Annotated in this window: 19 protein-coding genes; 8 read left to right on the forward strand and 11 right to left on the reverse strand. The window is 66.6% G+C overall.

Annotated features, from left to right (window positions below; all coding sequences use genetic code 11):
- Positions 1-30 precede the first annotated feature (30 nt).
- From J3E61_RS03345 to J3E61_RS03380, 8 genes are all read left to right on the forward strand, one after another.
- A complete protein-coding gene (locus J3E61_RS03345) occupies positions 31-1,716 on the forward strand; it encodes a DUF1446 domain-containing protein (protein ID WP_210085415.1) in 1,686 nt (561 codons plus the stop codon).
- Entirely contained in the window at positions 1,713-2,873 is a 1,161-nt protein-coding gene (locus tag J3E61_RS03350) for an acyl-CoA dehydrogenase family protein (protein ID WP_210082609.1), read from the forward strand. The genes J3E61_RS03345 and J3E61_RS03350 overlap by 4 nt, the downstream gene beginning before the upstream one ends.
- The gene (locus J3E61_RS03355; RefSeq protein ID WP_210082610.1) at positions 2,870-4,465 is read left to right on the forward strand and encodes an acyl-CoA carboxylase subunit beta; all 1,596 of its coding nucleotides are present in this window, start codon (positions 2,870-2,872) and stop codon (positions 4,463-4,465) included. The genes J3E61_RS03350 and J3E61_RS03355 overlap by 4 nt, the downstream gene beginning before the upstream one ends.
- 79 nt (positions 4,466-4,544) lie before the next feature.
- Positions 4,545-6,482 (forward strand): biotin/lipoyl-binding protein, encoded by a 1,938-nt coding sequence (locus J3E61_RS03360; RefSeq protein WP_192727076.1) that lies wholly within the window; start codon positions 4,545-4,547, stop codon positions 6,480-6,482.
- Positions 6,479-7,639, forward strand: coding sequence for an acyl-CoA dehydrogenase family protein (locus tag J3E61_RS03365; protein WP_192727077.1), 1,161 nt, complete (start codon positions 6,479-6,481; stop codon positions 7,637-7,639). The genes J3E61_RS03360 and J3E61_RS03365 overlap by 4 nt, the downstream gene beginning before the upstream one ends.
- Before the next feature lie 13 nt (positions 7,640-7,652).
- Positions 7,653-8,420, forward strand: coding sequence for an enoyl-CoA hydratase family protein (locus tag J3E61_RS03370; RefSeq protein WP_192727078.1), 768 nt, complete (start codon positions 7,653-7,655; stop codon positions 8,418-8,420).
- Between the two features lie 34 nt (positions 8,421-8,454).
- Entirely contained in the window at positions 8,455-9,216 is a 762-nt protein-coding gene (locus tag J3E61_RS03375) for an NAD(P)H-binding protein (protein ID WP_192727079.1), read from the forward strand.
- Positions 9,217-9,311: 95 nt separating this feature from the next.
- Complete coding sequence (locus J3E61_RS03380; RefSeq protein WP_192727080.1) at positions 9,312-9,893, forward strand: DUF1707 domain-containing protein; 582 nt, start codon at positions 9,312-9,314, stop codon at positions 9,891-9,893.
- Here J3E61_RS03380 and J3E61_RS03385 read toward each other — a convergent pair.
- The 11 genes from J3E61_RS03385 to J3E61_RS03435 all read right to left on the reverse strand — a co-directional run bounded on the left by J3E61_RS03385 (position 9,890) and on the right by J3E61_RS03435 (position 23,039).
- Complete coding sequence (locus J3E61_RS03385) at positions 9,890-11,269, reverse strand: hypothetical protein (RefSeq protein WP_192727081.1); 1,380 nt, start codon at positions 11,267-11,269, stop codon at positions 9,890-9,892. The two genes, J3E61_RS03380 and J3E61_RS03385, sit on opposite strands and share 4 nt — an antisense overlap.
- 316 nt (positions 11,270-11,585) lie before the next feature.
- Positions 11,586-13,562 (reverse strand): VWA domain-containing protein, encoded by a 1,977-nt coding sequence (locus J3E61_RS03390; protein WP_192727082.1) that lies wholly within the window; start codon positions 13,560-13,562, stop codon positions 11,586-11,588.
- Positions 13,555-14,937 (reverse strand): sigma 54-interacting transcriptional regulator, encoded by a 1,383-nt coding sequence (locus tag J3E61_RS03395; RefSeq protein ID WP_192727083.1) that lies wholly within the window; start codon positions 14,935-14,937, stop codon positions 13,555-13,557. Before J3E61_RS03395 ends, J3E61_RS03390 begins: the two co-directional genes overlap by 8 nt.
- A 45-nt stretch (positions 14,938-14,982) precedes the next feature.
- On the reverse strand, positions 14,983-15,621 hold the full coding sequence (locus J3E61_RS03400) for an LpqN/LpqT family lipoprotein (protein WP_192727084.1): 639 nt from the start codon (positions 15,619-15,621) through the stop codon (positions 14,983-14,985).
- Positions 15,622-15,662: 41 nt separating this feature from the next.
- On the reverse strand, positions 15,663-17,231 hold the full coding sequence (gene purH / locus J3E61_RS03405) for a bifunctional phosphoribosylaminoimidazolecarboxamide formyltransferase/IMP cyclohydrolase (RefSeq protein WP_192727085.1): 1,569 nt from the start codon (positions 17,229-17,231) through the stop codon (positions 15,663-15,665).
- On the reverse strand, positions 17,228-17,857 hold the full coding sequence (locus tag J3E61_RS03410) for a phosphoribosylglycinamide formyltransferase (protein WP_210082611.1): 630 nt from the start codon (positions 17,855-17,857) through the stop codon (positions 17,228-17,230). The genes purH and J3E61_RS03410 overlap by 4 nt, the downstream gene beginning before the upstream one ends.
- A 21-nt stretch (positions 17,858-17,878) precedes the next feature.
- On the reverse strand, positions 17,879-19,231 hold the full coding sequence (locus J3E61_RS03415) for a hypothetical protein (RefSeq protein ID WP_210082612.1): 1,353 nt from the start codon (positions 19,229-19,231) through the stop codon (positions 17,879-17,881).
- A 60-nt stretch (positions 19,232-19,291) separates the two neighbouring features.
- Positions 19,292-20,134, reverse strand: a complete 843-nt coding sequence (locus J3E61_RS03420) for a DUF5336 domain-containing protein (protein ID WP_192727088.1) — start codon at positions 20,132-20,134, stop codon at positions 19,292-19,294.
- A gap of 78 nt (positions 20,135-20,212) precedes the next feature.
- The gene (gene sfnG, locus J3E61_RS03425) at positions 20,213-21,343 is read right to left on the reverse strand and encodes a dimethyl sulfone monooxygenase SfnG (protein ID WP_192727089.1); all 1,131 of its coding nucleotides are present in this window, start codon (positions 21,341-21,343) and stop codon (positions 20,213-20,215) included.
- A 69-nt stretch (positions 21,344-21,412) separates the two neighbouring features.
- On the reverse strand, positions 21,413-22,570 hold the full coding sequence (locus tag J3E61_RS03430) for a type III PLP-dependent enzyme (RefSeq protein WP_210082613.1): 1,158 nt from the start codon (positions 22,568-22,570) through the stop codon (positions 21,413-21,415).
- The gene (locus J3E61_RS03435) at positions 22,539-23,039 is read right to left on the reverse strand and encodes a hypothetical protein (RefSeq protein WP_210082614.1); all 501 of its coding nucleotides are present in this window, start codon (positions 23,037-23,039) and stop codon (positions 22,539-22,541) included. The genes J3E61_RS03430 and J3E61_RS03435 overlap by 32 nt, the downstream gene beginning before the upstream one ends.
- Between the last annotated feature and the right edge of the window lie 112 nt (positions 23,040-23,151).

The following is a 23,151-nucleotide window of genomic DNA, read 5'->3' on the forward strand; positions in this document are numbered from 1 at the left end:
GAAGACTGCGTGGCTTCTGCTCCTGGTCCGGTGCGCATCGGCAACTGCTCGGGCTTCTACGGCGACCGGCTGGCGGCCATGCGGGAGATGCTCACAGGCGGTGAACTGGACTATCTGACCGGCGACTACCTGGCCGAGCTGACCATGCTGATCCTGGCCCGCGACCGCGCCCGCTCCCCCGAGCGCGGTTACGCCAAGACGTTCCTGAGGCAACTCGAGGACTGCCTCGGCCCGGCCCTCGACAAGGGCGTGCGAATCGTCGCCAACGCTGGCGGGCTGAACCCGGCGGGTCTGGCAGGCGCGGTGCGGACGCTGGCCGACCGGCTCGGCCTGACAGTGAACGTCGCGCATGTCGAGGGCGACGACCTCGTGGGGCGGTCTGAGGAGTTGGGTTTCGGTTCGGTCTTGGCGGCCAACGCCTACCTCGGTGCGTGGGGCATCGCCGAGTGCCTGCGCGGCGGCGCCGACGTGGTGGTGACCGGTCGCGTGACCGACGCATCGGTGATCGTCGGGCCGGCCGCGGCGCACTTCGGCTGGGAGCGGACGAACTACGACGCGCTGGCGGGTGCGGTGGCCGCGGGCCACGTCATCGAATGCGGTGCGCAGGCCACCGGCGGCAACTACGCCTTCTTCACCGAAATGGCCGACCTGACGCATCCCGGCTTCCCGCTCGCCGAGATCAGTGCCGACGGCTCGTCGGTGATCACCAAGCATCCCGGCACGGGCGGGGCCGTCACGGTCGGCACGGTCACCGCGCAGCTGCTGTACGAGATCGGCGGTGCGCGATACGCCAATCCCGACGTGACGCTGCGCGTCGACACCATCGAGCTGTCCGACGACGGACCCGACCGGGTGCGGATCAGCGGAGTCAAGGGTGAACCGCCGCCGCCGACCCTGAAAGTGTCGCTCAACAGCATCGGCGGATTCCGCAACGAAATGGCGCTGGTGCTCACGGGTTTGGACATCGAGGCCAAGGCCGAACTCGTACGCAGGCAACTGGAAACCAGCCTGACGGTCAAGCCCGCCGAGATGGAGTGGACACTGGCCCGCACCGACCACACCGACGCGGACACCGAGGAAGCCGCCAGCGCGCTGCTGCGCTGTGTTGTCCGCGATCCCGATCCGGCTACCGTCGGACGCCAATTCTCCTCGGCAGCAGTCGAACTCGCGCTCGCCAGTTATCCAGGGTTCACCAGCACATCACCGCCGGGCGACGGTCAGGTGTACGGCGTGTTCACGCCCGGCTATGTGGAGGCCGCCAAGGTGCCGCATGTCGCCGTACACGCCGACGGTTCCCGCGTCGACATCGCAACGGCGGCCCAGACGCTTGCGCTCGCACCGGTCCCGCCGTTCGCCCTACCCGAGCCATTGCCATTCGGCGAGACGCGGCGGGTGCCGCTCGGCGTGATCGCAGGCGCGCGCAGCGGCGACAAGGGCGGTTCCGCCAACGTCGGGCTGTGGGTCCGCGCCGAGGATCACTGGCGGTGGCTGGCACACACGCTGACCGTCGACAAGCTCCGCGAATTGCTGCCCGAGACAGCCGATTTGGCCGTCACTCGTCATCTGCTGCCGAATATGTGGGCCGTCAACTTCGTCATCGACGGCATCCTCGGCAAGGGTGTCGCGTATCAGGCGCGGTTCGACCCCCAGGCCAAGGGGCTCGGCGAGTGGCTGCGCAGTAGGCACATCGACATCCCCGAGGAGTTTCTGGCGTGAGCATATGGCACACCCCCGAACGCGAGCAGTTGCGAAAAACTGTGCGCGCCTTCGCCGAACGTGAGGTGCTGCCACACGTCGACGAATGGGAGCGCAGTGGGCTACTGCCGCGCGACCTACACCGCAAGGCAGGCGAGGCGGGGTTGCTCGGCGCCGGCCTGCCCGAAGCGGTTGGCGGTGGTGGCGGCGACGGCGCCGATGCGGTGATCATCTGCGAGGAAATGCACTACGCCGGTTCGCCCGGCGGGGTGTTCGCTTCGCTGTTCACCTGCGGCATCGCGGTGCCACACATGATCGCCTCCGGAGATCAGCGGCTGATCGACACGTATGTGCGGCCGACGCTGCGCGGAGAGAAGATCGGCAGCCTTGCCATCACCGAACCCGGCGGCGGCTCCGACGTCGGACACCTGACCACGCGGGCGATTCGCGACGGCTCCGGAAATGGGGACTACATCGTCAACGGCGCCAAGACCTACATCACCTCCGGCGTGCGCGCAGACTATGTCGTGACGGCGGCGCGCACCGGCGGCCCTGGCGCCGCGGGTGTTTCGCTGATCGTCGTCGAGGCGGGCACACCAGGCTTCGAGGTCAGCCGCAAGCTCGACAAAATGGGTTGGCGGTCGTCGGATACGGCCGAGCTGACCTATACCGATGTCCGAGTGCCCGCCGCCAACCTGATCGGCAGCGAGAACTCCGGATTCGCACAGATCGCGGCGGCGTTCGTATCCGAACGTGTCGGCCTTGCCGCACAGGCGTATTCGAGTGCACAGCGCTGCCTTGACCTCACCGTGGAGTGGTGTCGCAACAGGGAGACTTTCGGCAGGCCGCTGATCTCGCGTCAGCAAGTGCAGAACACGCTGGCCGAGATGGCCAGGCGCATCGACGTCGCGCGGGTCTACACGCACCACCTGGTCGAGCGGCAGTTGGCCGGCGAGACGGAAAACCTGATCCCGCACGTGTGCTTCGCGAAGAACACCGCCGTCGAGGCGGGCGAATGGGTCGCAAACCAGGCCGTGCAGCTGTTCGGCGGCATGGGCTACATGACCGAGTCCGAGGTCGAACGCCAGTACCGCGATATGCGGATCCTCGGCATCGGCGGCGGCACCACCGAAATCCTCACCGCACTTGCGGCCAAGACGTTGGGATTCCAGTCATGACCGCTCTCCGTTCGACGATCGACGCCGCGTCACCGGCCCATGCCGAGGCCGCGGCGGCGATGACCACCAAGCTCGCCGACATCGACGCCGAGCACACCAAGGCACTGGCCGGCGGCGGCGAGAAGTACGTCCAGCGTCATCACGAGCGCGGCAAGATGACCGCGCGCGAACGCATCGAGATGCTGCTCGACCCCGATTCGCCGTTCCTGGAACTGAGTCCGCTGGCCGCGTGGGGCACCGCCTTCAATGTCGGCGCCAGCATCGTGGTCGGCATCGGCGCGATCGAGGGCGTTGAATGCCTGGTCGTCGCCAACGACCCGACCGTCAAGGGCGGCACCAGCAACCCTTGGACGTTGAAGAAGATCCTGCGGGCCAACCAGATTGCGATGCAGAACCGGCTGCCGGTGGTGTCACTGGTCGAATCCGGCGGCGCCGACCTGCCAACGCAGAAGGAGATCTTCATCCCCGGCGGTCAGATGTTCCGGGACCTGACGCGGCTGTCCGCAGCGGGTATCCCGACCATCGCGCTGGTGTTCGGCAACTCGACAGCGGGTGGCGCCTACATCCCCGGCATGTCCGACCACGTCGTGATGATCAAGGAACGCTCGAAGGTGTTCCTCGCCGGACCCCCGCTGGTGAAGATGGCGACCGGCGAGGAGTCTGATGACGAATCGCTTGGCGGGGCCGAAATGCACGCCAGGACTTCGGGTCTGGCCGACTATTTCGCGGTCGACGAACTCGATGCCATCCGCATCGGGCGGCGCATCGTCGCCCGGCTCAACTGGCGTAAGCAGGGCCCCGCTCCCGGCCCGGTGACCGAGCCGCTGTTCGACGCCGAGGAATTGCTCGGCATCGTTCCGTCCGATCTGCGCATCCCGTTCGATCCTCGCGACGTCATCGCCCGCGTGGTGGACGGCTCGGAATTCGACGAGTTCAAGCCGCTGTACGGGTCGTCGCTGGTAACGGGGTGGGCGACGCTCTACGGCTATCCGATCGGCATCCTCGCCAACCACCGCGGTGTGCTGTTCAGTGAGGAGTCCCAAAAGGCCACCCAGTTCATCGAATTGGCCAACCGCTCCGACACGCCACTGTTGTTCCTGCACAACACCACCGGCTACATGGTCGGCAAGCAGTACGAGGAAGGCGGGATGATCAAGCACGGCTCGATGATGATCAACGCCGTGTCGAATTCGACCGTCCCGCACATCTCGCTCCTGATCGGCGCCTCCTACGGCGCCGGCCACTACGGCATGTGCGGTCGCGCCTACGATCCACGTTTCCTGTTCGCCTGGCCGAGCGCGAAGTCCGCCGTGATGGGCGGCGCTCAGCTCGCCGGGGTGCTGTCGATCGTCAGCCGCGCCGCTGCCGAGGCCCGCGGCCAGCAAGTCGACGAAAACGCCGACGCGGCCATGCGCGCGGCGGTCGAGGGGCAGATCGAGGCCGAATCGCTGCCCATGGTGCTGTCCGGGATGCTGTACGACGACGGCATCATCGATCCTCGCGATACCCGCACCGTGTTGGGAATGTGCTTGTCTGCCATCGCCAATGGCCCGATCAAGGGGACGTCGAACTTCGGCGTCTTCCGGATGTGAGCCCCATGAATCACGCGACTTGTGTGCGTTTGGGAGCGGTGAGCGCTCCTGAACGCACACAAATCACCGAGGGAAGCCGATGATCACACGAGTACTGGTCGCCAACCGCGGCGAGATCGCCAGGCGGGTGTTCGACACCTGCCGACGGCTCGGCATCGGCACCGTTGCGGTCTACACCGATCCCGACGCGGCGTCGCCACACGTCGCGGAGGCTGACGCCGCGGTGCGACTCGAGGGCCGCAACGGCTACCTGGATGCCGGGCAGCTGATCGCCGCGGCACGCGCCGCAGGGGCCGACGCCATCCATCCGGGATACGGATTCCTCTCGGAGAACGCCGAATTCGCTGCCGCCGTGATTGAAGCGGACCTGACGTGGATCGGCCCACCGGTGGCCGCGGTCGCCGCGATGGGCTCCAAGATCGAGGCCAAGAAAATGATGGCCGCGGCAGGCGTGCCGGTGCTCGACGAACTCGACCCCGAGACCGTCACCGCCGACCAGCTGCCTGTGCTCATCAAGGCGTCGGCAGGCGGTGGCGGCCGTGGCATGAGGGTGGTGCGCGAACTATCGGAGTTGGCGGGACAAGTGGAGGCTGCGCGCCGCGAGGCGCAGTCCGCGTTCGGCGATCCGACCGTGTTCTGCGAGCGCTACCTGGCCACCGGCCACCACGTCGAGGTCCAGGTGCTCGCCGATCAACACGGCACGGTGTGGGCGGTCGGCGAACGCGAATGCTCGATTCAACGCCGCCACCAGAAGATCATCGAAGAGGCGCCCTCGCCTCTGGTCGAACGCACACCCGCAATGCGCGCCAAGCTCTTCGACGCGGCCAGGCTGGCGGCCTCCGCGATCGGCTACACCGGTGCGGGAACCGTCGAGTTCATGGCCGACGACCGTGGAGACTTCTTCTTCCTCGAGATGAACACCAGGCTGCAGGTCGAGCACCCCGTCACCGAGGAGACCACCGGGCTCGACCTCGTCGAGTTGCAGCTGCAGGTCGCCGACGGCGGTCGGCTCGAACCGGAACCACCAGCGTCACAAGGGTATTCGATCGAGGCCCGGCTCTACGCCGAGGACCCGGCCAAGAATTGGCAGCCGCAGGCGGGTCCGGTACACCACTTCGCGGTGCCCGCGAACGTGCGTCTGGACACCGGCATCGTCGACGGGTCCGTCGTTTCGGTGTTCTATGACCCGATGATCGCCAAGGTCATCTCATGCGCCCCGAACCGCCGCCAGGCGGCGGGCGTGCTGGCCGACGCGCTGGCCCGCACCCGCATCCACGGGGTCCGCACCAACCGCGATCTGCTGGTGAATGTGCTGCGGCACCCGGCTTTCCTCGACGGCGCCACGGACACCGCGTTCTTCGACACCCACGGCCTTGCCGAATTGGCCGCGTCGCTGGCCGACGCCCGGGCTGTCGAACTCTCCGCGCTGGCCGCTGCGCTCGCCGATGCCGCGCAAAACCGCCAAGGCGCAAAGGTATTCACCGCAGCACCCAGTGGTTGGCGCAATCTCGCGTCGGGCTACCAGAACAAGTCCTACAGCGACAATGCCGGAAACACGCACGAGGTGCGGTACAGATTCACCCGCACCGGTGTGGAGTTGCCCTGCCATGACAACGTGGGCCTGGTCACCGCGCAGCCCGGCCGGGTGGTGCTCTGCGTCGACGGGGTGGACCGCGCGTTCGACGTGGCCCGCTACGGCGCCGACGTCTTCGTCGACTCACCTCTCGGCCCAGTGCAACTCGTTGCGCTGCCCCGCTTCCCGGATCCCGACGCCGCCGTTGCGCAGGGGTCATTGCTCGCGCCCATGCCGGGTTCGGTGCTGCGCATCGGTGCAGCGGTGGGCGACGCCGTCACGGCCGGCCAACCGCTGATCTGGCTCGAGGCGATGAAGATGGAGCACACGGTGACCGCCCCAAACGATGGCGTGCTCGCCGAACTCAATGTCGAGACCGGCCAGCAGGTCGAAGTCGGCGCCGTACTCGCCCGAGTGGACAACCCCCAAGGAGACGCACCATGACCGGCTTCATCGAAACCGAAGAGCAGCAGGCGCTGCGCAAGGCCGTCACCGCGATGGCCGCCAACTATGGCCAGGACTACTACCTGGAGAAGTCGCGCGCCGGGCTGCATACCGACGAATTGTGGTCCGAGGCAGGCAAACTCGGCTTCATCGGGGTCAACCTGCCCGAGGAGTACGGCGGCGGTGGCGCCGGCATGTACGAGCTCGCGCTGGTGATGGAGGAGATGTCGGGCGCGGGTTGTCCGCTGCTGATGATGGTGGTCTCCCCCGCCATCAACGGCACCATCATCGCCAAGTTCGGCACCGAGGACCAGAAAAAGCGGTGGCTGCCGGGGATTGCCGACGGCACGACCACGATGGCGTTCGCCATCACCGAACCCGACGCGGGCAGCAACAGCCACCGCATCACCACCACCGCCCGCCGCGACGGCAGCGACTGGATCCTGTCGGGCCAGAAGGTGTTCATCTCCGGCATCGACCAAGCCCAAGCCGTGCTGATCGTCGGGCGCACCGAGGACCACAAGACGGGCAACCTCAAGCCTGCGCTGTTCATCGTGCCCACCGACACCAAGGGGCTGTCCTGGACCAAGATCGACATGGAGTTGGTCACCCCGGAAAGCCAGTTCCAGGTGTTCCTCGATGAGGTCCGACTGCCGTCTGACGCGTTGGTCGGTTCCGAGGACGCCGCGATAGCGCAACTGTTCGCAGGGCTGAACCCGGAGCGAATCATGGGCGCGGCCAGCGCTGTCGGCATGGGCCGGTTCGCGATCAACAAGGCCGTCGACTACGTGAAAACCCGCCAGGTGTGGAAGACGCCGATCGGTGCGCACCAGGGTCTGTCGCACCCGTTGGCGCAGAACCACATTGAGATCGAACTCGCCAAGCTGATGATGCAGAAGGCAGCGTCGCTGTACGACGCAGGCGACGACGCGGGCGCGGCCGAGGCGGCGAACATGGCCAAGTACGCCGCGGGTGAGGCGTCGGTGCGCGCAGTCGACCAAGCCGTTCAGTCGCTGGGCGGCAACGGGCTGACCAAGGAATACGGCATCGCGGCGGCGGTGACCGCGTCGAAACTCGCGCGCATCGCTCCGGTCAGCCGTGAGATGGTTCTCAACTTCGTGGCGCAGACGTCGCTCGGCCTGCCCCGGTCTTACTAGGGGCTCAGCCACAATGGCAACACTCGTCCACTACGGCGTCGAGGGTCCGGTCGCCCGGATCACCCTCGACTCACCCGACAACCGCAACGCGTTGTCCACGAAGCTGGTCAACCAGCTGCATCAGGCCTTCACCGACGCCACCGAGGAGTCCGGCGTTCGGGCCGTGGTGCTCGGCCACACCGGCGGAACCTTCTGCGCAGGAGCAGATCTCGCTGAGGCCGCGGGGCGTGATCCCGGCGACGTCGCCGTCGACCGGGCCCGCGAACTGACGCAGCTGCTACGGCGAATTCTCAAGCTGCCGCTACCGGTGATCGCGGCTGTCGAAGGGCATGTGCGCGCGGGCGGGCTCGGCCTCGTCGGCGCGTGTGACATCGCGGTGGCGGGCCAGGCGAGCACGTTCGCGTTGACCGAGGCGCGCATCGGCGTTGCCCCATCGATCATTTCGCTGACGCTGTTGCCGAAGATGACCGCCAGGGCCGCGGGCCGCTACTTCCTCACCGGCGAGAAGTTCGGCGCGGCCGAAGCCGCCGAGATGGGCCTGATCACGATCGCCGCCGACGACGTCACCGCAACCGTGGCGTCGCTGACTGCGAACATCGGCAAGGGGTCGCCGCAGGGGCTCGCCGCCTCGAAAGCTCTGACGACATCGGCGATCCTGCAAGCGTTCGACCGTGATGCCGACGAACTGACCAAACAGTCGGCACGGCTGTTCGTCTCGGAAGAGGCACGCGAAGGCATGATGGCGTTTCTGCAGAAGCGGACACCCAACTGGGCAGACTGATGCCGGTGCCGCGCTATCAACCTAGCCTTGACCCATGAGCCGACAGGTACTCGTCACAGGCGCTACCGGCACGCTGGGCCGGAAGTTGGTCGGCGCAGCCACCGCTGCGGGCCATCAGGTGCGCGCGATGAGCCGTCGCAGCCACGTCGGGTATACCGGCGTGCATTGGTCACAGGGCGACCTGTTGACCAACACCGGCGTCGATGCCGCGGTCGACGGAGTGGACGTTGTGGTGCATTGCGCGACTCAGGGCACCGGCGACAAGGACGTCACGTCGACCGAGAACCTCATCACAGCGGCGCGCACGGCGGGCGTAACTCACATCATCTATGTGTCGATCGTCGGCATCGACCGAATTCCGCTGCCCTACTACAAAACCAAGCTGCGGGTCGAGCAGACACTCGAGGCATCGGGCGTGGGGCACAGCGTGATGCGTGCCACACAGTTCCACGATCTGGTCAACACGAGTTTCACGATCCAGCGGTTCGCCCCTTTGCTGAGCACGCTGAAGGGCGTGCGCTTCCAGCCGATCGACACGGGCGATGTCGCCACGCGACTCGTCGAGCTCATCGACTGCGAACCGGCAGGACGCGTCGCCGACGTCGGCGGCCCCGAGGTGCACACCCATGCCGCGCTCGCGCGCCTGTACCTGGCAGCCCGCGGCGGGCGTCGACCGGTCGTGGAAATTCCGGTTCCCGGCCGCATCGCCGCCGGTTACCGCTCGGGGGCGAATTTGGCGCCCGATAACCCGATCGGCACCGTCGGCTTCGCCGACTACCTGTCCCGAACCGAATAAAAGTTCGCCCATCTAGCTGATTCGCCGGCGTAGCGCAGAGCACAGTTTGGCCAACGCCCTTGCATGCGTCAGCGTTCGTCGTAGGCTCGTCATTGATGAGCACTCCAGCGTCGCGGAACGGCTCGATGCGTGCTGCCGACACCGATCGTATTCAGGTGGCGCAGTTGCTCACCGATGCCGCTGCCCAGGGCCGGCTTCAGCTGAGCGAGTACGAGGACCGCCTGACCAGGGCGTATGCCGCACAGACGTACGACGAACTCGACCGGATCAGCGGCGATCTGCCCGGCGCCGTGACCAGGGCGCGCGGCGGCGGCCCCTGCCGTCCTGCGCCCTCAACGCTGCTGTTGGCGATCATGAGCGGCTTCGAACGTCGCGGCCGCTGGAACGTGCCGAAGCGCATGACGACGTTCGCGCTGTGGGGCGGCGGCGTCGTGGATTTGCGGTACGCCGACTTCACCTCACCCGAGGTGGAGATCCACTCGTACTCGATCATGGGCGGGCAGACAATCCTGGTGCCGCCAGAGGTGAACGTCGACATTCGCGGCGCAGGCGTGATGGGCACGTTCGAACAGAGCGTCACCGGCGAGGGTTCACCGGGCGCGCCATGCGTGCGAATTCGCGGTTTTTCGCTGTGGGGCAGCGTCGCGGTAAAGCGCAAGAAGCGCAAACCGGTCTAGCCCTCCCCGGTTCCTTCCTTCGTGCTCTCGGCCTTGGCCGAATCCGTCCCACCGCGCAGTTTGTGAATGAAGTCGCGGAAACCCTTGATGGTCTTGGCCAAGCTGCCGCCGCCCCCGCCGTTTTCGAGCAGCAGCGGATCGACCTCAGCCTTGTTGCCGGACTTGACTGCTTCTGTCACGTCGTCGGCCTTGCCGTCTCCTCCCTTGGCGGCGGGCGGGTCGACTGCGGGAGTCGCCGCGGGTGCGGGATCGGACGTCGCGGCCGCAGGAGCCGCGGGCGCGGGATCCGCTGTGCCCGACGGGGCGGCGGGTGCCGAATCCGTCACGGCTGCAACGGGTTTCGAATCCGGCGTATCGTTGGTCACCGTCGCGGCAGTGTGCAGTGTCAGCGTGGGTGCGTCCGTGACGACCGGATCGCTTGCCTTCGGTAGATCGGCAGCGGTAGCCGAGGGGCCGCTGGCCGCCGCCAGGAACGTCTTGGCCGAGGGGGCGACAGGAGCAGGAGGAGGCGTCGGCTCCGTGATGTCACCCATGAGCGCATCGATGATGAAGTGGGTCAGGCCTACGACGCCGCTAGGACTACCGGGGTTGCCGACGGGCGGATAGCCCACGAAGAACGAATTCACGGCGCCCGACGGGACCGAACCCTCGCCGAAGACTGCATTGGTGATGCCAAGCAGCACCGCCCCGACCACCGCTGGCGCGCCGCCCGCGAAGAATGCCTGGGTCAGCGCGTTACTCGGCAACAGCGCTTGCACGACGGCGGGCAACCCACCGTTCAGGAAGAACGCGTTGACCAAGCCTTCTGCGGCTGAGTTGTCAGGGAGAGCGGCATTGATCAACAGCCTCGTCGGCTCCGGAATCCCCGGGTATTCAAAACCGCTGTCCGGGTTGCCATTGAAGAAGCCGTTGATCAAGTCGGCTTCGAACGAATCGGGGTTCCCGTTGGCGATCAGGATCTGCCGCACCACGTCCGGAAGGCCGCCGTCCAAGAAGAACCCATTGATCAAGTCCGCTTCGAAGGAGTCGGGGTTTCCGTTGGCGATCAGGATCTGCCGTATCGGGTCGGGAATCCCGGGGTATTCGAAGCTACTGTTCGGGTTGCCGTCGAAAAACCCATTGATCAACGCGGCCTCAAACGACATTGGATCGCCGTTGGCGATGAGGATCGTCTGCAGCACGGCCGGAAGCCCGCCGTCGAAGAATGCGTTGATCGTGTCGACGCCAGGCTGGTAGCCGCCCGCTATCGCCAGCAGCAGTTGTTGGGTCACGCCAGGGACGCCGGTGGCGAAGAATGCGTCGATGAGGTCGTGCGCAGAAAGTCGGAGCGCGACATCCGCGTATACGTCCTTTGGGACTTGCGCGGAGATAGTCACGTCAGGCGGTGTCGGAGCGGGTGTGATTGCCGGTAGTGCAGCAACGAGAACCCCGGTGCTCACGAGAGCAATTCCAGCTGAGGCATAAGGCCGAATTGTCATTTGACGCCCCCCACGGGATAGGCCGACACAGACAATCGCAACCTACGCCTTAATTAACGCGGTCGTCAGTCCTTTTCTGTAAACGCGCTGAAAACTCTCCGCTGCAACCAGAACCCGACCATTCTCTTGGCTTATTAACTTGGGCCAGCCGTTAATGGGTTAAGCGCGGGAAATCGCACGAACTCCGATTTGCCGGAATTGCACGCCGGCGTGATTACCGCCGGCGGCGTGAACGAAGATAGTCGCTGACGACCGCGGCGCCGAGCCCGTCCAGATCGGGCACCACCACTCTGCCCTCGACGATGCGCGCCACCTTGTCGATGAACCGCACCAGGAGAGGGTCGCTGCCGAGACGGAAGATGGTCACCTGGGCTCCGAGCCGGGCGACGTCTTCGAATCCCTTGACGGTGCGGGCGACGGTGCGTGGATGAGGGGGGTAGTCGAAGAACACAGATGCCCCCTCGCCGTCGAAGTCCTCGAGATGTGCGGTGGGTTCACCGTCGGTGACGACCAGCACCACCGGCTGCGCATTGGGGTGACGGCGCAGATGCCTGCCCGCGAGCGCCAGCGCATGGTGCAGGTTGGTGCCCTGCTCGTAAACGCCCTCGAGGGCCGTCAGCTCGGCGGCGCTGACGGTGCGGGCATAGCGGCCAAACGCGATGATCTCCAACGCATCCGAGCGGAACCGGGTGCTGACGAGATGGTGCAACGCCAAGGCCGTGCGCTTCATCGGCAACCACCGGTTCTCCATCACCATCGAGAACGACGTGTCGACCAGCAGCGCCACCGCTGCCTGCGTGCGGGTTTCTGTCTCGGAGATCTCGACGTCCTCGACAGCGAGCTTCAGCGGCCGCTCGACTACCCCTGCACCAGCCTGGCGCAGCACCGTGTTGGTGAGCGTTCGGGTGACGTTCCACGGCTCGGTGTCGCCGAACGCCCACGGCCGCGTCGCACCGGTCAATTCGCCCGCGGCGCCCGCACGGCGGGTGTCGCGTTCGCCGTGACGGCCCGAAAGCTGTTGCGCCACATCGCGCAACGCGGTCTGGCCGAGCTGACGCATGGCCTTCGGAGACAGCCGCCACTGCCCGTCGGAGCCGCGGTCAAGGAAGCCCTGGTTGACCAGTGCCCTCTCGAGTTCGGTGAGTGTCTTGGCATCGATGGCCGCATCCTCGCCCAATTGGCGGGCCAGCATGTCCAAGTCGACGTCGTCCATCGTCGCGCCCGCGTAACTCTGCGAGAGCGCCTCGGCGAGTTGCTCGAGTTCGGCGATGTCCGCGAGAGCCTGAGTGCCCTCGCCCATGCCCATCGGGTTGTCGCCCGAGAATCGAGACGAGCCAGTCCAGTCCTCCCCCGGCCGCGCCGCCTGCAAGTGGGAGTCGAGCCGGTTGAGCGCGTTCATCAACGACGGCGATCCAAAAGCCTGCTGCGCCAGCGCATCCAGTTCGGCACGTTGGTCTGGCGACAGGCTGTTGCGGAACCGCTGCGCAGCCGCGGCCCGCTGGGCCAGCGAATCGAGCAGCTCCTCCACATTCTGCGGGTTCTCGGGGAAGAACTCGCCGTGCTTGGCCATGAAGTCATCAAAATCTTGCTGCGAGTCCTCACCGCGAGAGTGCTTGTCCAGCAGCTCGTTCAGATCGTCGAGCATCTCATTGACGCGCTGACGGTCCTCGTCGGTGGCGTTCTCCAACGCCTGCTTCATGCCGGCGAACCGCTGATCCAGCATCTCGCGGCCGAGTAGATCCTTGATCTGCTCGTACTTTTCGCGCGCCTCGCCGCTGCGCCAGTCGTAGTCGGAGAGCTCCTGCACGGCCTTGGCCGGTGACGGCGGCAACGACTCGATCCGCATCTCGTTGAACCGGGCATCGTCGTCGAGTGCGCGGGCCAGTTCCTTGCGCTCCGCCAGCACGGCCTCGTCGAGCAGTTTCTTGATCTCCTGCAACGTGCCGTCAAGATTGTTGCGTTGCAACAACTCCCGTCGCCGCCGGTTTGCCTCGGCCGCCAACCGGTCGGCACCGCGCATGTTCTGGGTGCCGCGTCGCATCAGCTCGGAGAGCGCCCGCCGCGGCGAGCTGCCCTCCATCACGTCTTGACCGATCTGGTCCAATGCCTCGCGCAGGTCGACAGGCGGGGCCAACGGATCCGGCCCACCGGTGTAGGCCGAATACCGCGATGACCGGCCGTGCCTAGCCATAGACGGTTTCGCCTTCGCCAGAGACCTTGTCGATGCGCTTGGCCAGATACAGTGCTTCCAGGGCCAGTTCGACTGCGGCCGCGCGCTCGCCGTCGGACTTCGCGCCGAGGCGCTGCTGAACCTGGGCGATCGCGGGCACCTCCGGCACCGCATCCAAAACTGCTCTCGCCGAGACTCTTTCACCGGTGGTGACCGCCGAACCGCCCTCGATGGCGGTAACCAGCGGCCCGACGTCGATGCCGCCGAGCAGTCGCTGGGCGGTGTCCGCGGTCGCGCGCCGCAGCAGATGTTCGAGCACCGTCTGTTCGCGGCCCTCCTCGCCGGATTCGAACTCCAACTTGCCGCGCAGCACGTCGACGACGGTGCCGAGGTCACACACCCGCGCCACCGGATCCGACTCGCCCAGCACCGCAGAACGATGCCGGGCGGCAGCGGCGACGGTTTCCGCCGCGGCGATCGCGAACCGCGCCGAGACGCCCGATCGCTGATCGATCGAATGCGACTCACGCAAGTGGCGGGCGAACCGCGCCAGCACCTGCAGCAGGTACTCGGGCACCTCGGCGGCCAGATGCGACTCCTGTTTGATCACACCGACTTCCGCCTCGAGTTGGAGCGGGTAGTGGGTGCGGATCTCGGCACCGAACCGGTCCTTGAGCGGCGTGATGATCCGGCCGCGGTTGGTGTAGTCCTCGGGATTCGCGCTGGCGACGACCAGCACGTCGAGCGGCAGCCGCAGCGTATAGCCGCGCACCTGAATGTCGCGCTCCTCCATCACGTTCAGCATCGAAACCTGAATACGCTCCGCAAGGTCGGGCAGCTCGTTGATGGCAACGATCCCGCGGTGCGCCCGCGGAATCAGGCCGTAGGCGATGGTCTCTGGATCGCCGAGGCTGCGGCCCTCGGCCACCTTGATCGGGTCGATGTCACCGACCAGGTCGGCCACGCTGGTGTCCGGGGTGGCGAGCTTTTCGGTATACCGCTCGCTGCGGTGCCGCCACGCCACGGGCAGGTCGTCCTGCAACGTCGCGGCGCGACGGATCGACTCCGGCGTGATCGGGGTGTAGGGATGCTCGCCCAGTTCGGAGCCGTCGATCACCGGTGTCCACTCGTCGAGCAGCCCGGTCAGCGCACGAAGCAGCCGGGTCTTGCCCTGGCCTCGCTCGCCGAGCAGGACTACGTCATGCCCCGCGATCAGGGCGCGTTCCAGCTGCGGGATCACGGTGTCTTCGAAGCCGAGGATGCCGGGCCAGGCGTCGCGGCCCTGCGCCAGGGCGGCCAGCAGGTTTTCCCGGATTTCGCCTTTGACGCCCCGCTCGCGATGACCGGAGGCCTTCAGCTCGCCGACGGTCCGGGGCAGATCATGGGGTTGGGTCACCACTTCACGTTACGACTGCTGTCGAGTTACCGCTCAGGGGCTCCATCAGCCGGGAGGCGGCAACAGCTGGAATCCCTTGAGAATCATGTCGGCGTCGCGCTGGAAGGTGGGGTTGTCGGTGGCGTCGCTGCCCACCGTGAGAGTCGCCGCGTATGTGCTGTCTTCGACGTGGATCACTACGATCACCACGGTCGCGGGGTGCGGATCGATTCGCCCCGTCTCGGGTGTCCGATACTGCACCGTCTCGGCGGGCAGGCCGCACAGGGTGTGCTCGCTGACGTGCAGGTCGGTGGCGCCCGCCATCGTTTCGAGCGCATGGCGCTGCATCTCGAAGATCACGTCGGCTTCCTCGATGCCCGGCGGCTTCTCCAGCGTCACCACCGCGCTCGCTGCAGAACCGTGGGTGCCGGGGATGCGGCTGACCATCGCGAATCGGATCAGCTCCGAATCCAGCTTCGTCGAGCGCGTCCACTCCTGCGGTTGTGGAATCTTCATCACCGGCTCGCCGTGCTTGAGAGGCGGGATCGTCGTCAACGGGGCGTCGACCGTTTCGCATTGGGAAGCCGTGGTCGACTGATCGTCGCCGGCGACGGCGCGTGCGTCATCGACGTATCGCGTGCATGACGCGATCAGCCCCGTGGCCACCATCAGAACGACGGTGGCAGCCCTCGACGCGCAGATCATCTTGTGAAAAATAACGGGTCGCGCCCGTTTCGCGCGGGAACTCAGTGGGCGAAGTGCCGAGCGCCCGTCAGGTACAGCGTGATTCCCGCTTTGGCCGCCGCTTCGGTGACCACGTCGTCGCGCATCGATCCGCCGGGATGCACGACGGCTTTCACACCCGCGTCGGTCAGCGTCTCCAGCCCGTCGGGGAACGGGAAGAACGCATCCGATGCCGCGACCGCGCCATCGACGCGATCCCCACCGCGCTCGACGGCTAACCGGGCCGCGTCGACGCGGTTCACCTGGCCCATGCCGACGCCGACCGTTGCGCCGTTCTTGGCCACGACGATCGCGTTGGACTTCACCGCACGACACGTCCGCCACGCGAACTTCAGGTCCGCCAACGTCTCCGGGTCGGCGGGCGAACCGGTGGCAAGCGTCCAATTGTTCGGGTCGTCGCCCGCCGCGTCGATCGCATCGCGCTGTTGCAGCAGCAGGCCGCCGCTGATCTGCCGGAACTCGGCGCCCCCCGGTTGCGGCTCGGAAGCGACGAGCACGCGGACATTCTTCTTGCGCGCAAGCACTTCCACGGCCCCTGGCTCATACGCCGGCGCGATGATGACCTCGGTGAAGATCTCGGCGACGGTTTCGGCCATCTCCACGGAGACCGTGGTGTTCGCCGCGATCACCCCGCCGAACGCCGACAACGGGTCGCATTCGTGAGCCTTGCGGTGCGCGTCGGCCACCGAGACCGACGAGACCGCGATTCCGCATGGGTTGGCGTGCTTGATGATCGCCACGCAGATCTCTTCATGGTCGAACGCGGCCCGCCAGGCGGCATCGGCGTCGGTGTAGTTGTTGTAGGACATCTCTTTTCCGTGCAGCTGCTCGGCCTGCGCCAAGCCGGGCCACGCGGCGTCGTTGCGGTACAGCGCAGCCTGCTGATGCGGGTTCTCGCCGTAGCGCAGCACCTCGGCGCGCTTCCACGTCGCACCGAGCCACGAGGGAAGGGGCACCGAAGGCTCTTCCGGTGCGAGCACCGATCCCATCCACGAAGCCACCGCGACGTCGTACTCGGCAGTGTGCCGAAAGGCCAATGACGCCAGCTTCTTTCGCTCATCGAGTGTGAAGCCGCCCGCACGCACCGCCGCCAGCACGCCGTCGTATCCGAGCGGGTCGACGACCACCGCGACGCTGGGATGGTTCTTCGCGGCGGCGCGCACCATCGACGGGCCCCCGATGTCGATCTGCTCGACGCACTCGTCGACGCTCGCGCCTGAGTCGACGGTCTCGGTGAACGGATACAGGTTGACCACCACCAGTTCGAACGCCGCGATACCGAGGTCGGCCAGCGCCGAAACATGTTCGGGCTTGCGCTGATCGGCGAGCAGACCCGCATGCACGTGCGGATGCAGAGTCTTCACCCGGCCGTCGAGCACCTCGGGGAAGCCGGTCACCTCCTCGACCGGCGTCACCGGAACACCGTCGGCTGCAATGGTTTTGGCGGTCGATCCGGTGGAGACGATGTCCACGCCCGCGTCATGCAGACCCCGGGCCAACTCGGCGAGCCCGGTCTTGTCGTAGACGCTGATCAGTGCGCGACGAATCGGCCTGCGTCCTACTTCTGTCATCCTATCGTCGCCTTTCGTCCGGCCCAGGTCACGCCGCGGGTGGCCAGAGCTTCCAAAACGTCTACCAGCAGCCGTCGTTCGACCACCTTGATGCGCTCGTGCAGCGTCGCTTCGTCGTCGTCGTCGAGGACGGGCACGGGCTGCTGCGCGAGAATCGGCCCGGTGTCTGTTCCGGCGTCGACGAGATGCACGCTGCAACCGGTCACCTTGACGCCGTAGGCCAGCGCCTCGGACACCGCGTGCGCGCCGGGAAATGCGGGCAGCAGCGCGGGGTGCGTGTTGACGATCCGGCCCATGAATCGCGAAAGAAACTGCGGGCCAAGGATTTTCATAAAGCCCGCGGACACAATGAGATCCGGCTCGTGCGCGGCGGTGGCCTCTGTCATCGCGGCGTCCCAGGCGTCCCGGCTAGCGTAGTCGCCCAGCCGCGCGGTGTACGTGGGCAGCGACGCCGCCGCAGCGATTTCAAGAGCCCGGCAGTCCCGGTCGGCGCCGACCGCGACGATGCGGCCGGGGTACTCGTCGACGGCGGCCTCGAGCAACGATTCCAGCAGCGAACCGGTTCCCGAAGCCAGAACTACGAGCCGCGCCGGTGCACTGGGAGGCACACGAAGCGGTTGCTGCACGCCTCAGACAATAGTGGGTGCCTACTCGGCGGTTTCACCCTTACCGTCGCGCGCGGCGTCGTCGTCAGCAACGAAGTGATCCTCGGGGTCCTCCGGATACTCGTCGTCGGGCACGTCATCGAGCATCTCGTCCTCGCTCACCTCGGGCTCGGGTCGGGGCTCGGCTTCTGGTTCTGCTTCTGGTTCGGGCTCGGGTTCTGGTTCAGGCTCGGGCTCGGGCTCGGGCTCGGGCTTGACGCGCTTGGGCCGTCGCGCAATGCCACCCGACATCGCCACCGTCAGCGCCCCGATACCCACGAACCACACGAACACCGCGGGTGCAAAGGTGACCTGGTCGACGCCGACGTCACCGAAGTTGCCGAGCCGACCGCCACCCGCGAAGCCGAGCAGCGCCATCGTGGCTGCCGCTGTGACGGCCGCGACGATGAGCTTGCCAAGCGCAGGCAGCAGTGGAAGGGGCCGGCGCGCGCATTGCTGACCGACGGCCACCGCGGATGCCGCCGCGACGATCAGCAGTGCCACCCACACCGGGCCCAGCGGCGGCGACGGCACCGCCGCCAGTACCGGCAGCGCCGGGATGTCGCCGCCGAAGACCGTGAACGAACTGAAGGTGGCCAGCCCGACGTGCGCACTCGACCCGACCGCGACGGCGGCCGTGCCGATCATCACGTTCGGCGCGTACAGCGCCGACAGCACGGTCAGGCTGAACTGCCCGAATACCGAGTCGGTGATCGCGTACAGGTCGTGCATCGTCGACCAGTGCACGACCAGCGAGCCGACCATCACGACACCGGAAAGGCCGACCAGCGCGAGCACCCCGGCGGCCGCCGCGCGGAACGCGTCGGGCAGCCACTGCGGCAGCGGCGAGGCCAGTAGCGTCCGACGGCCGATGCGCGAGCCGACCCCGATCACTGCGCCGATCGCATGTACGGCCAGCACACCGCCGAAGGCCCGCAGCGCACTCGGTGTCTGCAGTTCGGTCAGCACCGACGCCGCATCGTGGATGACTGCCAGTGAGATCGCCGCGATCAGCAGCGGCCCGCCCAGCGCCGCACCGACCACCCACCGGGTGACGAACCGGGACGCCTGCGGTGAGGTCACCGACGCCGTCGTGCGCGCGGTCCCCCACACCATCGCCAGCACCGGCAGCAGCGGCATCACCCCGAGCTCGCGACCGCCGATCGACACCGGCACCTGGTGCACCCCAAGCCAAATGCTGGCGGTCGCACCGAGGGCGCTGGTCATATCGCTGTTGGCGATCAGCAGCTGCAGCAACACCACCGCTGCGATGACGACCAGCGCAACCACCGACGGCCCGAATGCGACCCGAAGCAGCTCACGCGCCTGGCGTGTGCCGACTGGTCGTTGGTCCACGGGTGGGGCCGCTCCTCGCGCTAGCTCACGCGCGCGAAGTTGACGCACGCGCGGCCCAGACTACGACGGCGGCGGGGCGGACTGTGTGGAAGGCGACTGCTGCATGGGCACCTGTGTCGTCGGCGCACTGCTCGAGTCGCCTGCGTTGCCGGACGACGGCGGCTGCCCATAGGTGGGGAAACCGGTCGGTGGCGTCGGCGGGCCGCTCTGCTGGCCGCCCTGTTGGCCGCCGGAGTAACCGCCCGACGACGGACCGCCCTGGTAGCCGCCGCCGTATTGCGATGGGTAACCGGGACGGTGTTGCTGCTGAGGCGGCGGACCCGGCTGATGCGGCTGTCCGTAGTACGGTCCCGGGCCGCCGTACTGGCCGTACGGCTGCGGCTCGAAGCGGGGCTTGGGCGCAGGCGGAGTGAGGACACCGGCGTCGAACAGCAGCACCGCGACAGCGAGAATGGCCTGCACCACGCTGAACGCGATGATGAGGTAGAGGCCGTACTTGATCTCGACGCCTTGCGGCGCCGTGAGCACGATGGCGATCACGAGCAGGAAGCCCAGCACGGAAAGCACAGCCACCAGGGCGGGCACGATCCGCTGCCTGGGGACCAGGCCGACCCCGGCGATCAGACCACCGAGAAGCGACGCCACCACGCCGAGGTCGAGCAGCGTGGGTGTGAAGAAGTCGGCACTTGCGGCGAACTGCGGGGCGTAGCTCGACAGGTACACCGCGAGACCGAGCGCGGCCACCGCGGCGGTCAGATACACCGGCAACTTGCTCGGGCCCTCGGCGGCAGGAGACGCAGAAGCTGGTTCACCCAACTTGCCGAACTGCTGAGTGGGCGCTGCGTACTGAGTGGTCGGTTGCTGCGCGGGTGGATATCCGGGGCTACCGGGCGGGTAGGTCATGACCTCTCCTGTGCTGGCCGAAGCGATTCAGACAACCACGCTAGCGCACCCACATGTGAAGGCCGCGCCCGTCTGCACTCAGGCGGACACCAGCACCGGCGAATCAATCGAATCTTGTTCAGAATCTTCGATTTCCCGCACCAGCGGCAGCACCCGCGAACCGAAGTACTCGATCTCCTCCTGGAAGTGCAGGAAGCCTCCGAGGATCAGGTCGACACCGCGTTTGCGGTACGCCGCAACGCGTTCCGCGATCTGCTCGGGCGTGCCGATCAGTTGCGTGCGGAATCCATCGTTGTACTGCACCAAATCCTCGAACGTGGAATCGGCCCACATACCGCGCTTGTCCGACGTCGAGTTGCCGGCCTGCTGCACAGCCGAACGGAATCCCTCGACTGCGGGACGGTTGGCCTTGTCGACGATTTCCCGCAGGACGTCCTTCGCTTCCTTCTCGGTGTCGCGGGCGATGATGAACCCGTTGAGCCCGAAGCGGACCTCCCGTCCGGCATCGCGGGCGTGGTCGCGCACCTCGACGACTTGTTCGGTGACGCCGTCGAAATCCTTGCCGTTGGAGAAGTACCAGTCGGCGTAATAACCGCCGTTGCGACGCGCGGCGGTGGAGTTGCCGCCTTGGAAGATCTCCGGGTTGGGCCGCTCAGGCGTGTTGAGCGGCTTGGGCTTCAGCGTGAAGTCGTGGATGCGGTAGAAGTCGCCGCGGAAATCAACGTCGTCCTCGGTCCAGATCTTGCGCAGCACCTGCAGGAACTCCGCGCTGCGCCGGTAGCGCTCGTCGTGTTCGAGCCACGGCTCGCCGAGATGGGTGAACTCGTCCTTGAACCAACCGGACACCACGTTGACGGCGAACCGGCCGCCCGAAAGGTGATCGGCCGTCGCGCCGAGCTTGGCCAGCACGCCGGGCTGCCACAACCCCGGGTGCACGGCGGCGATGACCTTGAGCTTCTGCGTAGCCAGCAGCAGCGCCAGGCTGAAGCTGGTCGACTCGTGCTGATACTCGGCGCCGTAGCTGGCCTCGTAGCGGACCTGGCTCAGCGCGTACTCGAAGCCGTTGTTCTCGGCAGTCTGGGCGAGCTTGGCGTTGTACTCGTAGTTCCAGTCGGTGCGCTGCTCGATGTCGCTGGTGACCAGGCCGCCGCTGACGTTGGGCACCCAGTACGCGAACTTGACGTGGTCTGCGATGTGTTCGGTCGTCATGGTGTGCCATATCAGCGCACCTGCCGCCCGCGGTCAGCGGTATGGATCGCGGTGAACCTAAGAACCGGCCTACCCCATCACGATCGGCGTCGCCGGAATCCCGTTGAACCGTGACGCCGTCACGCTGGTGTAGGCGCCCATCATGGGACTCACCAGGATGTCGCCGACCTCGAGCGCAGGCATCGGGTAGTCACGAGCGATCACGTCGACGCTGTCGCACGTCGGGCCCGCCAGCGTCACCGGCTCGCACGAGACGTCGCCGTCGGCGAGTTCGCTCAGCGCGAGGATCGGCGGGTGTACGTCCTCCGTCATCACGTTCGAGTAGCTGCCGTAAAGCCCGTCGTCGAGGTAGTGCCAGACCTGACCGCCGCGCTCCGCGGTTCCGACGACGCTGGTGAGCAGTGTCATGCTGTCCGCTGCCAGATACCGGCCCGGCTCAGCAAGGAATGTGAAGTCATCCCGCTGTGCGCCGAGCACGTCGTCGATGACCTCGGCCACAGCATCGATGGTTGGCACCGACTCGCGATAGGCGACGGGGAAACCGCCGCCGATGTCGATGACGCGGGTGCGCACGTCCAGGCTCTCGGCGATGTGCGCGATGAGCTCGAGAGTGGCGCGCAATGCCACGCCGTACGGCTCGGCCGACGCGCTCTGGCTGCCGACGTGAAAACTGAAACCGGCGAACTGGACGCCCGCTGCGACGACGTGCTTGACGAGCAACTCCGCATCCGCGGGGAGGGTGCCGAATTTCGACGAGAGGTCGGACTTTGCGTTCGGGTTGCGGAACGCCAGCCGCACCAGCAGCTCGATGTCGCTCGGTCGGCCCGCGAATTTCTGTACTTCACAAGGATTTTCGACGACGAACGTCCGAATGCCCGCGGCATACGCGTGGTCGATGTCGGAGGGCTTCTTGATCGGGTTGGTGTGGATGCAACGGTCCATCGGCAGCCCGAGGCCCTGCAGAAGATCGACTTCGGCGCTGGTCGCGACGTCGAACCAGCCGCCACAGATCGCGATCGTCGACAGCACAAGCGGATGCGGGGATGCCTTGACCGCGTAGTGCATGCGGACGCCCGGCAGCTTGTCGGTCAGCTCGCGGTAGCGGCGGGCGACCAGATGGGGCTGCAATACCAACAGCGGTGTGCCATGGCGTGCAGCCAGTGTCGCGAGTCGTCCGGCGTCTGCGGACATGTCCTCACGCAGCTGCAATCTCCGAGACGGATTCATCACTCACCTCCTGTGCTTGCGGTCGTGCAAGCAGACCCTTGAACCGTTCGAAAGCGAAGATGGCGCAGAAGTAGAAGGCGAGATCGGAGACGAGCTTGCCGAAGATCCAGCCGATGATCGTGTTGTCAAAGATCAGCGGGCCGACGTAGAACGCGACCGGCCGCACGGCGACGCTGTCGACCAGTTCGGCAGGCCCGAACTCGACGGCCACGCTCCGCAGCGCAAGCAGGCTGGACATCAACGCTCCGTGGGCGCGACAGCTCCAGCGCACAGCGCTGACGTACGCGGTTGCGTAGTAGCCGGCCGACGCTCCGATCGTCGCGGTGATCGCCGCCGCGGCCAGTGAGCCCGTCGCCAGATACGCGACCGCCGCGCCGCCCAACTCCATCACCGTTCCTGCGATCTCGCAGGGCAGGTAGCGGCGCACCCATTCGCGCACCTTGTTTCGTGTTGTCCCCACGGTATTCACACGTCGAACCCTTCCGCCTCTCGCGGTTCGGGTGGTACGTAGAGCGCTACGTGTTCTGCGGTTCCTGCCCTACTTGCCACCGGGTTGGGCAGCCGGATGGACCCCGCCCTTG

The sequence above is a fragment of the Mycobacterium sp. OAE908 genome, from assembly GCF_017872775.1.
Classification (GTDB): domain Bacteria; phylum Actinomycetota; class Actinomycetes; order Mycobacteriales; family Mycobacteriaceae; genus Mycobacterium.